This window comes from Enterobacter sp. 241F3, assembly GCF_034106785.1.
GTDB lineage: Bacteria > Pseudomonadota > Gammaproteobacteria > Enterobacterales > Enterobacteriaceae > Enterobacter > Enterobacter vonholyi.
Window position 1 is genome coordinate 277,765 of record NZ_JAWNDD010000004.1, and the last position, 15,610, is coordinate 293,374.

At 57.2% G+C, this 15,610-nt stretch carries 13 protein-coding genes; 12 read left to right on the top strand and 1 reads right to left on the bottom strand.

The features are described from left to right. Positions 1–12 precede the first annotated feature (12 nt). The 12 genes from nuoB to nuoN all read left to right on the top strand — a co-directional run bounded on the left by nuoB (position 13) and on the right by nuoN (position 14,497). On the top strand, positions 13–687 hold the full coding sequence (gene nuoB / locus UR504_RS14060; protein ID WP_003861482.1) for an NADH-quinone oxidoreductase subunit NuoB: 675 nt from the start codon (positions 13–15) through the stop codon (positions 685–687). Positions 688–776: 89 nt separating this feature from the next. After that, complete coding sequence (gene nuoC, locus UR504_RS14065; protein WP_023312537.1) at positions 777–2,579, top strand: NADH-quinone oxidoreductase subunit C/D; 1,803 nt, start codon at positions 777–779, stop codon at positions 2,577–2,579. A 2-nt stretch (positions 2,580–2,581) separates the two neighbouring features. Further along, positions 2,582–3,082, top strand: a complete 501-nt coding sequence (gene nuoE, locus UR504_RS14070) for an NADH-quinone oxidoreductase subunit NuoE (protein WP_006176513.1) — start codon at positions 2,582–2,584, stop codon at positions 3,080–3,082. After that, entirely contained in the window at positions 3,079–4,416 is a 1,338-nt protein-coding gene (nuoF, locus tag UR504_RS14075) for an NADH-quinone oxidoreductase subunit NuoF (RefSeq protein ID WP_008500209.1), read from the top strand. Before nuoE ends, nuoF begins: the two co-directional genes overlap by 4 nt. A 55-nt stretch (positions 4,417–4,471) precedes the next feature. Then, positions 4,472–7,195 (top strand): NADH-quinone oxidoreductase subunit NuoG, encoded by a 2,724-nt coding sequence (gene nuoG / locus UR504_RS14080; RefSeq protein WP_274240397.1) that lies wholly within the window; start codon positions 4,472–4,474, stop codon positions 7,193–7,195. Further along, entirely contained in the window at positions 7,192–8,169 is a 978-nt protein-coding gene (gene nuoH / locus UR504_RS14085; protein ID WP_008500211.1) for an NADH-quinone oxidoreductase subunit NuoH, read from the top strand. The genes nuoG and nuoH overlap by 4 nt, the downstream gene beginning before the upstream one ends. Before the next feature lie 13 nt (positions 8,170–8,182). Further along, entirely contained in the window at positions 8,183–8,725 is a 543-nt protein-coding gene (gene nuoI, locus UR504_RS14090) for an NADH-quinone oxidoreductase subunit NuoI (RefSeq protein WP_003861491.1), read from the top strand. A gap of 10 nt (positions 8,726–8,735) precedes the next feature. Continuing rightward, entirely contained in the window at positions 8,736–9,290 is a 555-nt protein-coding gene (gene nuoJ / locus UR504_RS14095; RefSeq protein WP_008500212.1) for an NADH-quinone oxidoreductase subunit J, read from the top strand. Further along, positions 9,287–9,589 (top strand): NADH-quinone oxidoreductase subunit NuoK, encoded by a 303-nt coding sequence (nuoK, locus tag UR504_RS14100; protein WP_003861496.1) that lies wholly within the window; start codon positions 9,287–9,289, stop codon positions 9,587–9,589. The genes nuoJ and nuoK overlap by 4 nt, the downstream gene beginning before the upstream one ends. Continuing rightward, positions 9,586–11,427, top strand: coding sequence for an NADH-quinone oxidoreductase subunit L (nuoL, locus tag UR504_RS14105; RefSeq protein WP_023325763.1), 1,842 nt, complete (start codon positions 9,586–9,588; stop codon positions 11,425–11,427). The genes nuoK and nuoL overlap by 4 nt, the downstream gene beginning before the upstream one ends. Positions 11,428–11,503: 76 nt before the next feature. Then, a complete protein-coding gene (gene nuoM / locus UR504_RS14110; RefSeq protein WP_023312532.1) occupies positions 11,504–13,033 on the top strand; it encodes an NADH-quinone oxidoreductase subunit M in 1,530 nt (509 codons plus the stop codon). A 6-nt stretch (positions 13,034–13,039) separates the two neighbouring features. Continuing rightward, on the top strand, positions 13,040–14,497 hold the full coding sequence (gene nuoN, locus UR504_RS14115; RefSeq protein WP_023312531.1) for an NADH-quinone oxidoreductase subunit NuoN: 1,458 nt from the start codon (positions 13,040–13,042) through the stop codon (positions 14,495–14,497). A 104-nt stretch (positions 14,498–14,601) separates the two neighbouring features. Here nuoN and UR504_RS14120 read toward each other — a convergent pair whose 3' ends face one another. Further along, a complete protein-coding gene (locus UR504_RS14120; RefSeq protein ID WP_032652809.1) occupies positions 14,602–15,606 on the bottom strand; it encodes a chemotaxis protein in 1,005 nt (334 codons plus the stop codon). Positions 15,607–15,610 lie beyond the last annotated feature (4 nt).

Genomic DNA, 15,610 nt, shown 5'->3' on the forward strand with positions numbered 1-15,610 from the left:
CGAGGCAATAAGATGGATTATACGCTCACCCGCATAGATCCTAACGGTGAGAATGACCGTTACCCCCTGCAAAAACAGGAGATCGTAACCGACCCCCTGGAGCAAGAAGTCAATAAAAGCGTGTACATGGGCAAACTCGAACATGCCATGCACGATATGGTCAACTGGGGTCGTAAGAACTCCATCTGGCCTTACAACTTTGGCCTTTCTTGCTGCTACGTTGAAATGGTGACGTCATTCACTGCGGTGCATGACGTTGCGCGTTTTGGGGCAGAGGTACTGCGTGCTTCCCCACGTCAGGCTGACCTGATGGTGGTAGCCGGTACGTGCTTTACCAAAATGGCACCTGTTATTCAGCGTCTTTATGACCAGATGCTGGAGCCTAAATGGGTTATCTCCATGGGGGCATGTGCTAACTCTGGCGGTATGTACGACATCTATTCCGTCGTACAGGGCGTAGATAAATTTATCCCAGTGGATGTGTACATCCCGGGTTGCCCGCCACGTCCGGAAGCCTACATGCAGGCATTGATGCTGCTGCAGGAATCTATTGGTAAAGAACGTCGCCCACTGTCGTGGGTTGTTGGCGATCAGGGTGTGTATCGCGCGAACATGCAGTCTGAGCGCGAGCGTAAACGTGGTGAACGTATTGCCGTCACCAATCTGCGTACGCCTGACGAAATTTAAATTGCGCCTGTAGGCCTGGAGAACACCTTCGCATATCACTACTCAAATAGCGCGAAGCCAGGCTCAACAGTCACCACGGACCATTTGCAATGGTGAACAATATGACCGACTTAACCGCGCAAGAAGCCGCCTGGCAGACCCGGGATCATCTGGATGACCCAGTCATTGGCGAACTGCGCAACCGTTTTGGGCCGGATGCCTTTACTGTTCAGGCTACCCGCACCGGGGTACCCGTTGTTTGGGTGAAGCGTGAGCAATTGCTGGAAGTTGTCGATTTCCTCAAGAAATTGCCAAAACCGTACGTCATGCTGTTTGACTTACACGGCATGGATGAACGTCTGCGTACCCACCGCCAGGGGCTCCCTGCTGCGGACTTTTCCGTTTTCTACCACCTGATCTCAATAGACCGTAATACGGATATCATGCTCAAGGTGGCATTGTCTGAAAACGACATGCATCTGCCGACAATCACCAAACTTTTCCCGAACGCCAACTGGTATGAGCGTGAAACCTGGGAAATGTTCGGCATGACCTTCGACGGCCACCCGCACCTGACGCGCATCATGATGCCGCAGACCTGGACCGGCCACCCGCTGCGTAAAGACTACCCGGCACGTGCAACCGAATTCGATCCGTTTGAGCTGACCAAAGCCAAACAGGATCTGGAAATGGAAGCGCTGACCTTCAAACCGGAAGACTGGGGCATGAAGCGCGGTACCGACAACGAGGACTTCATGTTCCTTAACCTCGGTCCGAACCACCCGTCTGCGCACGGTGCATTCCGTATTATTCTTCAGCTCGATGGCGAAGAGATTGTCGACTGCGTGCCTGACATTGGCTACCACCACCGTGGTGCTGAGAAGATGGGCGAGCGTCAGTCCTGGCATAGCTACATTCCGTATACGGACCGTATCGAGTACCTCGGCGGCTGCGTCAACGAGATGCCATACGTGCTGGCCGTTGAGAAACTGGCGGGTATCGTTACGCCGGATCGCGTTAACGTGATTCGCGTCATGCTGTCAGAACTGTTCCGTATCAACAGCCACCTGCTGTACATCTCCACGTTCATTCAGGACGTCGGCGCGATGACCCCGGTGTTCTTCGCCTTTACCGACCGTCAGAAAATCTACGATCTGGTGGAAGCGATTACCGGTTTCCGTATGCACCCGGCCTGGTTCCGCATCGGCGGTGTGGCGCACGATCTGCCGCGCGGCTGGGACCGTTTGCTGCGTGAATTCCTCGACTGGATGCCAAAACGTCTGGCGTCTTACGAGAAAGCCGCGCTGCGTAACACCATCCTGAAAGGCCGTTCCCAGGGCGTTGCTGCCTACGGCGCGAAAGAAGCGCTGGAGTGGGGGACAACAGGTGCAGGTCTGCGTGCGACCGGTATTGATTTCGACGTGCGTAAAGCCCGTCCTTACTCTGGCTACGAGAACTTCGACTTTGAAGTCCCGGTGGGCGGCGGTGTTTCCGACTGCTACACCCGCGTGATGCTTAAAGTGGAAGAACTGCGCCAGAGTCTGCGCATCCTTGAGCAGTGCCTCAACAACATGCCGGAAGGCCCGTTCAAGGCGGATCACCCGCTGACGACGCCGCCGCCGAAAGAGCGCACGCTGCAACATATCGAAACCCTGATCACCCACTTCCTGCAGGTTTCCTGGGGTCCGGTCATGCCGGCGCAAGAATCCTTCCAGATGATTGAAGCGACCAAGGGTATTAACAGTTACTACCTGACCAGTGACGGCAGCACCATGAGCTACCGTACCCGCGTGCGTACGCCGAGCTTTGCGCACCTGCAGCAGATTCCGTCCGCCATCCGCGGCAGTCTGGTCTCTGACCTGATTGTGTATCTGGGTAGTATCGATTTTGTTATGTCAGATGTGGACCGCTAATTATGCACGAGAATCAACAACCACAAACCGAGGCTTTTGAGCTGAGTGAAGCAGAACGTGCCGCCATTGAGCACGAGATGCACCACTACGAAGACCCGCGTGCGGCGTCCATTGAAGCGCTGAAAATCGTACAGAAACAGCGTGGTTGGGTGCCGGACGGGGCGATCTATGAGATCGCGAAAGTGCTGGGTATTCCGGCAAGCGACGTAGAAGGCGTAGCCACGTTCTACAGCCAGATCTTCCGTCAGCCGGTTGGCCGCCATGTGATCCGCTACTGTGACAGCGTTGTCTGCCATATCACCGGTTATCAGGGCATCCAGGCTGCGATTGAGAAGAAGCTCAATATCAAGCCGGGCCAGACCACGTTCGATGGACGCTTTACTCTGCTGCCAACCTGCTGCCTGGGTAACTGCGACAAGGGGCCGACCATGATGATTGATGAGGACACTCACAGCCATCTGACGCCGGAAGCGATTCCTGACCTGCTGGAGCAGTACAAATGAAAACTGTAATTCGTACTGCTGAGACGCATCCGCTGACCTGGCGTCTGCGTGATGACAAACAGCCGGTATGGCTCGACGAATATCAGAGCAAAAACGGCTATGCCGGTGCGCGTAAAGCCCTTGGCGGCATGGCGCCGGACGACATCGTTAACGCGGTAAAAGAGTCTGGCCTGAAAGGCCGCGGCGGCGCGGGCTTCTCCACCGGTCTGAAGTGGAGCCTGATGCCAAAAGATGAATCCATGAACATCCGTTACCTGCTGTGTAACGCCGATGAAATGGAGCCGGGCACCTATAAAGACCGCCTGCTGATGGAACAGCTGCCGCACCTGCTGGTGGAAGGCATGCTGATTTCCGCGTTCGCGCTGAAAGCGTACCGTGGCTATATCTTCCTGCGCGGTGAGTACATTGAAGCGGCGGAAAACCTGCGTCGCGCGATTGCCGAAGCCACCGAAGCGGGCCTGTTGGGTAAAAACATCCTGGGCACCGGGTTTGACTTCGAACTGTTCGTGCACACCGGTGCCGGGCGTTATATCTGCGGTGAAGAAACCGCGCTGATTAACTCTCTGGAAGGCCGCCGCGCGAACCCGCGTTCCAAGCCACCGTTCCCGGCAAGCTCCGGCGTGTGGGGGAAACCGACCTGCGTAAACAACGTCGAAACCCTGTGTAACGTTCCGGCTATCCTCGCCAACGGCGTGGAGTGGTATCAGGGCATCTCCTCAAGCAAAGATGCCGGTACCAAGCTGATGGGCTTCTCCGGTCGCGTGAAAAATCCTGGCGTCTGGGAACTGCCGTTCGGTACCACCGCGCGCGAAATTCTTGAAGACTACGCCGGCGGCATGCGCGATGGTCTGAAATTTAAAGCCTGGCAGCCGGGTGGGGCAGGGACAGACTTCCTGACCGAAGCCCACCTTGACCTGCCGATGGAGTTCGAAAGCATTGGTAAAGCAGGCAGCCGTCTGGGTACGGCGCTGGCGATGGCCGTCGACCACGAGATCGGCATGGTCTCGCTGGTGCGTAACCTGGAAGAGTTCTTCGCCCGTGAGTCCTGCGGCTGGTGTACACCGTGCCGTGATGGTCTGCCGTGGAGCGTGAAGATCCTGCGTGCAATCGAACGTGGCGAAGGCCAGCCTGGCGATATCGAGACGCTTGAGCAACTGTGTCGATTCTTAGGCCCGGGTAAAACCTTCTGTGCCCACGCACCGGGTGCCGTCGAACCTCTGCAGAGCGCGATCAAATATTTCCGCGACGAGTTCGAAGCAGGCATCAAGCAGCCGTTCAGCAATACCCATGCCATCAATGGGATTCAGCCGAACCTGCTTAAAGCGCGCTGGTAACGACAAGAATTTTGATTAACGCTCGGTTTCGACCGAGCCAACTGGAAGCATGCTAATGGCTACGATTCATGTAGACGGCAAAGAATACGAAGTCAACGGGGCGGACAACCTGCTGGAAGCTTGTCTGTCTCTTGGCCTCGATATTCCGTACTTTTGCTGGCATCCGGCGCTGGGCAGCGTCGGTGCTTGCCGCCAGTGTGCGGTGAAGCAATATCAAAACGCGGAAGACACGCGTGGTCGCCTGGTGATGTCCTGTATGACGCCAGCCACCGAAGGCACCTTTATTTCGATTGATGACGAAGAAGCGAAACAGTTCCGTGAAAGCGTTGTGGAATGGTTGATGACCAACCACCCGCACGACTGTCCGGTCTGTGAAGAGGGCGGTAACTGCCACCTTCAGGATATGACCGTGATGACCGGTCACAGCTTCCGTCGCTATCGCTTTACCAAGCGTACCCACCGTAATCAGGATCTGGGGCCGTTCATCTCTCACGAAATGAACCGCTGCATTGCCTGCTACCGCTGCGTGCGTTACTACAAAGACTATGCAGACGGTCAGGATCTGGGCGTGTATGGCGCACATGACAACGTCTACTTCGGTCGTCCAGAAGACGGCGTACTGGAAAGCGAATTCTCCGGTAACCTGGTAGAAATCTGCCCGACCGGCGTCTTCACGGATAAAACCCACTCCGAGCGTTACAACCGTAAATGGGACATGCAGTTTGCGCCAAGCATCTGCCAGCAGTGTTCCCTCGGCTGCAACACCAGCCCTGGTGAGCGCTACGGCGAACTGCGTCGTATCGAAAACCGTTACAACGGTACCGTTAACCACTACTTCCTGTGCGACCGCGGTCGTTTCGGCTATGGCTATGTGAACCTGAAGGACCGTCCGCGTCAGCCGGTTCAACGCCGTGGCGACGACTTCATTACCCTGAACGCTGAACAGGCGATGCAGGGCGCGGCAGACATTCTGCGCCAGTCGAAGAAAGTGATCGGTATCGGCTCTCCGCGCGCCAGCATCGAAAGCAACTTCGCCCTGCGCGAGCTGGTTGGGGCGGAAAACTTCTATACCGGTATCGCCCAGGGCGAGCAGGAACGTCTGCAGCTGGTACTGAAAGTGCTGCGTGAAGGCGGTATCCATACCCCTGCGCTGCGCGAAATCGAATCCTATGATGCGGTCCTGGTGCTGGGTGAAGACCTGACGCAGACCGGCGCACGCGCGGCTCTGGCGGTTCGCCAGGCGGTGAAGGGTAAAGCACGTGAAATGGCAGCGGCGCAGAAAGTGGCTGACTGGCAGATTGCGGCGATCCTGAACATCGGCCAGCGCGCGAAGCATCCTCTGTTTGTGACCAACGTCGACAACACCCGTCTGGACGATATTGCGGCGTGGACCTACTGCGCACCGGTTGAAGATCAGGCGCGTCTTGGCTTTGCCATTGCCCACGCGCTGGACAACAACTCACCGGCCGTTGAGCTGGATCGCGACCTGCAAAACAAGGTCGACGTGATTGTTCAGGCCCTGGCCGGTGCGAAGAAACCGCTGATTATTTCCGGTACCAACGCCGGTAGCGCAGAGATCATTCAGGCAGCAGCCAACGTGGCCAAAGCTCTGAAAGGCCGCGGTGCTGACGTCGGTGTGACCATGATTGCCCGTGCGGTGAACAGCATTGGTCTGGGCATGATTGGCGGCGGCTCGCTGGAAAAAGCGCTAAGCGAACTGGAATCCGGTGCCGCTGACGCCGTGGTGGTGCTGGAAAACGACCTGCATCGTCATGCTTCTGCCGCTCGCGTAGACGCCGCGCTCTCCAAAGCCCCGCTGGTGATGGTCATTGACCATCAGCGCACCGCGATTATGGACAAAGCGCACCTGGTGCTCTCTGCGGCAAGCTTCGCAGAAAGCGACGGTACCGTTATCAACAACGAAGGCCGCGCACAGCGTTTCTTCCAGGTTTATGACCCGGCGTACTACGACAGCAACACCGTGATGCTGGAAAGCTGGCGCTGGCTGCACTCCCTGCACAGCACCGTGCAGAGCCGTGAAGTGGACTGGACGCAGCTCGACCACGTTATCGACGCGGTAGTCGAAAAACTGCCTCAGCTGGCAGGCATTAAAGATGCCGCGCCTGAAGCAAGCTTCCGCATTCGCGGCCAGAAACTGGCGCGTGAACCGCACCGTTACAGTGGCCGTACTGCGATGCGTGCCAACATCAGCGTGCACGAACCGCGCCAGCCGCAGGATAAAGACACCATGTTCGCCTTCTCGATGGAAGGGAACAACCAGCCGTCTGCGCCGCGTTCGCAAATCCCTTTCGCATGGGCACCGGGCTGGAACTCCCCGCAGGCATGGAACAAGTTCCAGGCTGAAGTGGGCGGCTCCCTGCGCCACGGCGATCCGGGCGTGCGTCTGATTGAAGCCTCCGAAACCGGTCTGGACTTCTTCACCACCGTACCGGCGAGTTTCCAGGCGCAGGACGGTAGCTGGCGTATTGCCCCGTACTACCACCTGTTCGGTAGCGACGAGCTGTCCCAGCGTTCACCGGTCTTCCAGACCCGTATGCCGCAGCCGTACATCAAGCTTAACCCGGCTGACGCCGCGAAGCTTGGCGTTAACGCGGGTGCAAACATCGCCTTTAGCTATGACGGCCAGACCATCAGCCTGCCGCTGATTATTTCTGAAAGTCTGACAGCAGGGCAGGTAGGTCTGCCGATGGGTATGCCTGGCATCGCGCCGGTTCTGGCGGGTGCGCGTCTTGATAATCTGCAGGAGGCAAAAGCATGAGTTGGTTAACGCCGGATCTTATCGACATCCTGCTGAGCATTCTGAAAGCGATTGTTATCCTGCTGGTGGTGGTCACCTGCGGCGCGTTCATGAGCTTTGGTGAACGTCGTCTGCTCGGTCTGTTCCAGAACCGTTACGGACCGAACCGCGTGGGCTGGGGTGGTTCACTCCAGCTGGTCGCGGATATGATCAAGATGTTCTTTAAAGAGGACTGGATCCCGCGCTTCTCGGACCGCGTGATCTTTACTCTGGCACCGATGATCGCCTTCACCTCGCTGCTGCTGGCGTTTGCTATCGTTCCGGTCAGCCCGACCTGGGTGGTCGCTGACCTGAACATCGGCATTCTGTTCTTCCTGATGATGGCAGGCCTCGCGGTTTACGCGGTCCTGTTCGCAGGCTGGTCCAGTAACAACAAATACTCGCTGCTGGGGGCGATGCGTGCTTCCGCGCAGACCCTGAGTTACGAAGTGTTCCTGGGTCTTTCCCTGATGGGCGTGGTGGCGCAGGCCGGTTCATTCAACATGACCGACATCGTCAATAACCAGGCCGACATCTGGAACGTTATTCCGCAGTTCTTTGGGTTTATTACCTTTGCCATCGCGGGCGTTGCAGTGTGTCACCGTCACCCGTTTGACCAGCCAGAAGCCGAACAGGAACTGGCCGACGGTTACCACATCGAATATTCCGGTATGAAATTCGGTCTGTTCTTCGTGGGCGAGTACATCGGTATTGTCACCATTTCCGCGTTGATGGTAACGCTGTTCTTCGGTGGCTGGCATGGCCCGTTCTTACCGCCGTTCATCTGGTTCGCGCTGAAAACCGCGTTCTTCATGATGATGTTCATTTTGATTCGCGCAGCGTTACCGCGTCCGCGTTATGACCAGGTAATGTCCTTCGGCTGGAAAGTGTGCCTGCCGCTGACGCTCGTCAACTTGTTGGTAACGGCGGCTGTCATTCTCTGGCAGCAGCCATAAGGGGCTATAGACCATGACCTTAAAAGAATTACTGGTAGGCTTCGGCACTCAGGTACGCAGTATCTGGATGATCGGCCTGCACGCGTTTGCCAAACGCGAAACCCGGATGTACCCGGAAGAGCCGGTATATCTGCCGCCGCGCTACCGTGGCCGTATCGTGCTGACGCGCGACCCGGACGGTTCCGAGCGCTGCGTTGCCTGTAACCTGTGTGCGGTAGCGTGTCCGGTAGGCTGTATCTCTCTGCAGAAAGCCGAGACGGTAGACGGCCGCTGGTACCCTGAGTTCTTCCGCATCAACTTCTCACGCTGCATTTTCTGCGGTCTGTGTGAAGAAGCGTGCCCAACCACGGCGATTCAGCTGACTCCAGACTTCGAGCTGGGTGAGTACAAGCGTCAGGACCTGGTGTACGAGAAAGAGGATCTGCTGATTTCCGGTCCGGGCAAATACCCGGAATATAACTTCTACCGGATGGCGGGTATGGCAATCGACGGCAAAGATAAGGGTGAAGCAGAGAACGAAGCTAAGCCTATCGACGTCAAGAGCCTGTTACCGTAAGGAGAGGGCAATGGAATTCGCTTTTTATATCTGTGGCCTTATCGCCATCCTGGCTACGCTGCGAGTGATCACGCACACCAACCCGGTGCATGCGCTGCTGTACTTAATCATCTCGCTGCTGGCCATTTCCGGGGTGTTCTTCGCACTGGGCGCGCACTTCGCCGGTGCGCTGGAAATCATCGTCTACGCCGGGGCCATCATGGTGCTCTTCGTGTTTGTGGTGATGATGCTGAACCTGGGCGGCTCTGAAATTGAGCAGGAACGTCAGTGGTTAAAACCTCAGGTGTGGATCGGCCCGGCAATTTTGTCGGCCATCATGCTGGTGGTGATCGTGTACGCCATTCTGGGTGTTAACGATCAGGGCATCGACGGCACGCCGATTGGCGCGAAAGAGGTAGGTATCACGCTCTTTGGCCCATACGTTCTGGCGGTTGAACTGGCCTCAATGCTGCTGCTGGCAGGTCTGGTTGTTGCTTTCCACGTTGGCCGCGAAGAGCGTGCTGGCGAGGTGCTGAGCAACCGCACTGACGACCGCGCGAAAAGAAAAACGGAGGAGCGCGCATGATCCCCTTAACACATGGACTGATCCTCGCTGCGATTTTATTCGTTCTGGGTCTGACCGGTCTGGTTATCCGCCGCAATCTGCTGTTTATGCTGATCGGGCTGGAAATCATGATTAACGCCTCCGCGCTGGCCTTCGTGGTCGCCGGAAGCTACTGGGGCCAGACCGATGGTCAGGTGATGTACATTCTCGCCATCAGCCTCGCGGCTGCCGAAGCGAGTATTGGCCTGGCGCTGTTGCTGCAGCTCCATCGTCGCCGCCAGAATCTGAACATCGATTCAGTAAGTGAGTTGCGTGGATGAACATGCTTGCCTTAACCATTATTTTTCCGCTGATTGGCTTCGTGCTGCTGGCGTTTTCTCGCGGCCGCTGGTCTGAGAATCTGTCTGCGACCGTCGGCATGGGCTCTGTTGGCCTGGCCGCGCTGGTGACAGCGTATGCGGGTATCGACTTCTTTAACAACGGGCGTCAGCCTTTCAGCGTACCGCTGTGGACCTGGATGTCGGTCGGTGATTTCAACATCGGCTTCAACCTGGTGCTGGACGGCCTCTCGCTGACCATGCTCTCCGTGGTCACCGGCGTCGGCTTCCTGATCCACATGTTCGCCTCCTGGTATATGCGCGGTGAAGAGGGGTACTCCCGCTTCTTCGCCTACACCAACCTGTTTATCGCCAGCATGGTGGTTCTGGTGCTGGCCGATAACCTGCTGCTGATGTATCTGGGCTGGGAAGGCGTAGGTCTGTGTTCTTACCTGCTGATCGGTTTCTACTATACCGATCCGAAGAATGGCGCAGCGGCCATGAAAGCATTCGTCGTGACCCGAGTGGGTGACGTCTTCCTCGCTTTCGCGCTGTTCATTCTTTACAACGAACTGGGCACGCTGAACTTCCGCGAAATGGTGGAACTAGCGCCGGCGCACTTCGCGGCAGGCAACAACATGCTGTGGTGGGCAACGCTGATGCTGCTGGGTGGTGCCGTGGGTAAATCCGCGCAGCTGCCGTTGCAGACGTGGCTGGCCGACGCGATGGCGGGTCCAACCCCTGTCTCCGCGCTGATCCACGCTGCGACCATGGTAACCGCCGGTGTTTACCTGATTGCGCGTACCCATGGCCTGTTCCTGATGACCCCGGAAATTCTGCATCTGGTGGGTATCGTCGGTGCGGTCACGCTGGTGCTGGCAGGCTTTGCCGCGCTGGTGCAGACCGACATCAAACGCGTTCTCGCGTATTCCACCATGAGCCAGATTGGTTACATGTTCCTGGCGCTGGGCGTTCAGGCGTGGGACGCGGCCATTTTCCACCTGATGACGCACGCGTTCTTTAAAGCGCTGCTGTTCCTCTCATCCGGTTCCGTGATTCTGGCCTGCCACCACGAGCAGAACATCTTCAAGATGGGCGGACTGCGTAAGTCCATTCCGCTGGTTTATGTCTGCTTCCTGGTGGGCGGCGCGGCGCTGGCGGCACTGCCGCTGATCACCGCGGGCTTCTTCAGTAAGGACGAAATCCTTGCGGGTGCCATGGCGAATGGTCATATCAATCTGATGGTTGCGGGTCTGGTCGGCGCGTTCATGACCTCCCTGTATACCTTCCGTATGATTTTCATCGTATTCCACGGTAAAGAACAAATTCACGCTCACGCAGGGAAGGGGATTACCCATCACCTGCCGCTGATTGTGCTGCTGGTACTGTCCACCTTCGTTGGCGCGATGATTGTGCCTCCGCTGCAGGGCGTACTGCCGGACACCACCGAGCTTGAGCACGGTCGCGTTCTGACGCTTGAAATCACCTCCGGTGTGGTCGCTATCGCGGGCATCCTGATCGCAGCATGGCTGTGGCTGGGCAAACGTACGCTGGTCACTGCCGTGGCCAACAGTGCGCCGGGCCGCCTGCTGGGCACCTGGTGGTACAACGCGTGGGGCTTCGACTGGCTGTACGACATGATCTTCGTTAAGCCGTTCCTGGGCATCGCGTGGCTGCTGAAGCGCGACCCGCTGAACAGCTTGATGAACATCCCGGCGATCCTTTCCCGCTTTGCAGGTAAAGGCCTGCTGTACAGCGAGAACGGTTACCTGCGCTGGTATGTGGCGTCCATGAGCATCGGTGCGGTTGTCGTGCTGGCGCTGCTGATGGTGTTGCGTTGATCGTTAAGTGAATTTTATTCGAATTCGTTGAAAATCAGGCCCCTGCTGGGGGCCTTAAAAAGGAATGTAAATCGCCATGTTACTACCCTGGCTAATATTAATTCCCTTCATCGGCGGCTTCCTGTGCTGGCAGACTGAACGCTTTGGCGTGAAGATGCCGCGCTGGATCGCGCTGATCACCATGGGATTGACGCTCGCGCTTGGCCTGCAACTGTGGTTGCAGGGCGGTTACTCACTGACCCAGTCTGCGGGCATTCCGCAGTGGCAGTCTGAGTTCATCCTGCCGTGGATCCCGCGTTTCGGCATTACGATCCACCTGGCGATTGACGGTCTGTCTCTCCTGATGGTGGTGCTGACCGGTCTGCTCGGCGTTCTGGCGGTACTCTGCTCCTGGCGAGAAATCGAAAAATACCAGGGCTTCTTCCACCTGAACCTGATGTGGATCCTGGGCGGCGTAATCGGCGTGTTCCTTGCCATCGACATGTTCCTGTTCTTCTTCTTCTGGGAGATGATGCTGGTGCCGATGTACTTCCTGATCGCGCTGTGGGGCCACAAGGCGTCCGACGGTAAAACGCGTATCACGGCGGCAACCAAGTTCTTCATCTATACCCAGGCGAGTGGTCTGGTGATGTTGATTGCCATTCTGGCGCTGGTGTTTGTTCACCACAATGCGACCGGCACCTGGACCTTCAACTACGAAGACCTGCTGAAGACCCCAATGTCGCACGGCGTGGAATATCTGCTGATGCTGGGCTTCTTCATCGCGTTCGCGGTGAAAATGCCGGTCGTTCCGCTGCACGGCTGGCTGCCAGACGCGCACTCTCAGGCACCAACGGCGGGTTCCGTTGACCTGGCGGGCATCTTGCTGAAAACGGCGGCCTACGGCCTGCTGCGTTTCGCTCTGCCGCTGTTCCCGAACGCCTCCGCAGAGTTCGCACCGATTGCCATGTGGCTTGGTGTGATCGGTATCTTCTACGGTGCCTGGATGGCTTTCACCCAGTACGACATCAAGCGACTGATTGCCTACACCTCCGTTTCCCACATGGGCTTCGTGCTGATTGCTATCTACACCGGCAGCCAGCTGGCGTACCAGGGCGCGGTGATCCAGATGATTGCGCACGGTCTGTCTGCAGCCGGCCTCTTCATCCTGTGCGGTCAGCTGTACGAACGTCTGCATACCCGCGACATGCGTATGATGGGCGGTCTGTGGAGCAAAATTAAGTGGCTGCCAGCGCTTTCCATGTTCTTCGCGGTGGCTACCCTGGGGATGCCGGGTACCGGTAACTTCGTCGGCGAATTTATGATTCTGTTCGGCAGCTTCAAAGTGGTACCGGTGATTACCGTGATCTCCACGTTTGGTCTGGTGTTCGCTTCCGTATACTCGCTGGCGATGCTGCACCGCGCTTACTTCGGTAAAGCGAAGAGCGAAATTGCTGCACAAGAACTGCCGGGGATGTCGCTGCGTGAGCTGTTCATCATCCTGCTGCTGGTCGTACTGCTGGTGCTGCTGGGCTTCTTCCCGCAGCCGATTCTGGATACCTCGCATAGCGCGATGGGTAACATCCAGCAGTGGTTTGTTAATTCTGCTTCTACTACAAGGCCGTAATTCGCCATGACAATAACTCCACAACAACTGATCGCGCTGCTACCGCTGCTGATCGTCGGATTGACGGTGGTGGTTGTGATGCTCTCCATTGCGTGGCGACGCAATCACTTCCTGAATGCCACGCTGTCGGTCATCGGCCTGAACGCCGCGTTAGTCTCTCTCTGGTTTGTTGGTCAGGGTGGGGCGATGGACGTCACCCCGCTGATGCGCGTTGACGGTTACGCCATGCTGTATACCGGACTGGTGCTGCTGGCAAGCCTGGCAACCTGTACCTTTGCGTACCCGTGGCTCGAAGGCTACAACGACAATAAAGAAGAGTTTTACCTGCTGGTTCTGATTGCCGCGCTGGGCGGCATTCTGCTGGCGAATGCGAACCACCTGGCCGCGCTGTTCCTCGGCATTGAGCTGATATCTCTGCCGCTGTTCGGCCTGATTGGTTACGCCTTCCGTCAGAAGCGCTCCCTGGAAGCAAGCATCAAGTACACTATTCTGTCTGCTGCTGCATCCTCGTTCCTGCTGTTTGGTATTGCGCTGCTGTACGCACAGTCCGGTAATCTCTCCTTCATGGCGCTCGGCAAGAGCCTCGGCGACGGCATGCTGCATGAGCCGCTGCTGCTGGCGGGTCTGGGCATGATGATTGTTGGCCTTGGCTTCAAACTCTCTCTGGTGCCGTTCCACCTGTGGACGCCAGACGTATACCAGGGCGCTCCGGCTCCGGTGTCGACCTTCCTGGCGACGGCGAGCAAAATCGCTATCTTCGGTGTGGTCATGCGTCTGTTCCTGTACGCGCCGGTAGGTGACAGCGAAGCGGTTCGCGTGGTGCTGGGCATTATCGCGTTCGTCTCCATCATCTTCGGTAACCTGATGGCGCTGAGCCAGACCAACATCAAGCGTCTGCTGGGCTACTCGTCTATCTCTCATCTGGGCTACCTGATGGTGGCGCTGATTGCGCTGCAGAGCGGCGAGATGTCGATGGAAACCGTGGGCGTGTATCTGGCCGGTTACCTGTTCAGCAGTCTCGGCGCCTTCGGCGTGGTGAGCCTGATGTCCAGCCCGTACCGTGGTCCGGATGCCGATTCACTGTTCTCCTACCGTGGGCTGTTCTGGCACCGTCCGATCCTGTCTGCGGTGATGACCGTGATGATGCTCTCTCTGGCAGGTATCCCGATGACGCTTGGCTTTATCGGTAAATTCTACGTGCTGGCCGTCGGTGTGCAGGCGCACCTGTGGTGGCTGACTGCGGGCGTGGTGATCGGTTCCGCGATTGGTCTCTACTACTACCTGCGCGTGGCCGTGAGCCTGTACCTGAGTGCGCCTCAGCAGCTCAACCGTGATGCCCCAACCAACTGGCAGTACAGCGCCGGTGGTATCGTCGTGCTTATCTCGGCGCTGCTGGTGCTGATCTTCGGTATCTATCCGCAGCCGCTGATTGATATCGTGCAGCGAGCGATGCCGCTGATGTAAAAACAAAAAACCCGCCTCGGCGGGTTTTTTTATGGTTTGCCCAGCGGCGCTACGCTTGCAGGGCCTACGGGTTTTGTAGGTCGGGTAAGCGTAGCACCACCCGACTAAGCCAGCTGCTTCCGGCTAATCAACGGCCCGTCAATCTTCTTCATCGAGCGGTCCAGCACTTCCTCAATCACCGACGACAGCTCGTTTAGCTCAAACTTCGCCACATACCCGTCCGCTTTCACCTTACGAATATGATCTTCGTTGGCGTTGCCGGAAAGGGAAGAGTGGATCACCACCGGAATGTCCTTTAATACCGGGTCGGTTTTGATTTTGCGCGTCAGCGTAAAGCCGTCCATCTCCGGCATTTCAAGATCGGTCAGCACAAGCGCGATCTTGTCGGTGATGGGAACTCCCTCAGCCTGCGCCTGTGCGGCCAGAACCCCAATTTTCTCCCACGCCTCTTTGCCGGTGATATGCAGCTGTGCCGGGATCTCCATCGCCTGCAGACCTTTCTCCAGCATCGAGCGCGCGACTTTCGAATCTTCTGCGACGATGGCGACTGCGCCAGGCTTAATATGGAATTTGGTGGTCTTCAGATTGGTGGCGTGCAGATCGTGATTGGCCGGAGTGATGTCATACAGGATCTGCTCAACGTCCAGCACCATCGCCAGATCGTTGGTATCGCTCTTCTCGTCAAGACACGCAATGCTGGTGATGTAGCGACCGCTGACGGCAGTTTCCGCCGCGTGCACCTGCTTCCAGTCCAGACGCATGATGTTCTCAACCGACTCCACGGCAAACGCCTGCACGCTGCGCGCGTATTCGGTGATCAGCAGGATATTCAGCCCGGTGGTGGGCTTACAGCCCGCCACGGCGGCGAGGTCGATCACCGGGATCACCTGATCGCGAATATTCACCATTCCCATCAGCGGTGATTTCATCCCGGCGGGTTTCGTGAACTCCGGCATCGGCACAATTTCACGCAGCTTAAAGACGTTAATGCCAAACAGCTCAGATTTATTTTCGTTAAGAGAGGTGCCAAGACGGAACAGCAACAGTTCAAAACGGTTCGACAGGGTCAGATTCGCCCTGTCATCAATATCTTTCTGGAAATTATCCATTCTA

Excerpts from the sequence above, each read along its gene's own strand:
- nuoB (WP_003861482.1), top strand. The coding sequence starts at position 13 with ATGGATTATACGCTCACCCGCATAGATCCTAACGGTGAGAATGACCGT.
- nuoC (WP_023312537.1), top strand. The coding sequence starts at position 777 with ATGGTGAACAATATGACCGACTTAACCGCGCAAGAAGCCGCCTGGCAG.
- nuoE (WP_006176513.1), top strand. The coding sequence starts at position 2,582 with ATGCACGAGAATCAACAACCACAAACCGAGGCTTTTGAGCTGAGTGAA.
- nuoF (WP_008500209.1), top strand. The coding sequence starts at position 3,079 with ATGAAAACTGTAATTCGTACTGCTGAGACGCATCCGCTGACCTGGCGT.
- nuoG (WP_274240397.1), top strand. The coding sequence starts at position 4,472 with ATGGCTACGATTCATGTAGACGGCAAAGAATACGAAGTCAACGGGGCG.
- nuoH (WP_008500211.1), top strand. The coding sequence starts at position 7,192 with ATGAGTTGGTTAACGCCGGATCTTATCGACATCCTGCTGAGCATTCTG.
- nuoI (WP_003861491.1), top strand. The coding sequence starts at position 8,183 with ATGACCTTAAAAGAATTACTGGTAGGCTTCGGCACTCAGGTACGCAGT.
- nuoJ (WP_008500212.1), top strand. The coding sequence starts at position 8,736 with ATGGAATTCGCTTTTTATATCTGTGGCCTTATCGCCATCCTGGCTACG.
- nuoK (WP_003861496.1), top strand. The coding sequence starts at position 9,287 with ATGATCCCCTTAACACATGGACTGATCCTCGCTGCGATTTTATTCGTT.
- nuoL (WP_023325763.1), top strand. The coding sequence starts at position 9,586 with ATGAACATGCTTGCCTTAACCATTATTTTTCCGCTGATTGGCTTCGTG.
- nuoM (WP_023312532.1), top strand. The coding sequence starts at position 11,504 with ATGTTACTACCCTGGCTAATATTAATTCCCTTCATCGGCGGCTTCCTG.
- nuoN (WP_023312531.1), top strand. The coding sequence starts at position 13,040 with ATGACAATAACTCCACAACAACTGATCGCGCTGCTACCGCTGCTGATC.
- UR504_RS14120 (WP_032652809.1), bottom strand. The coding sequence starts at position 15,606 with ATGGATAATTTCCAGAAAGATATTGATGACAGGGCGAATCTGACCCTG.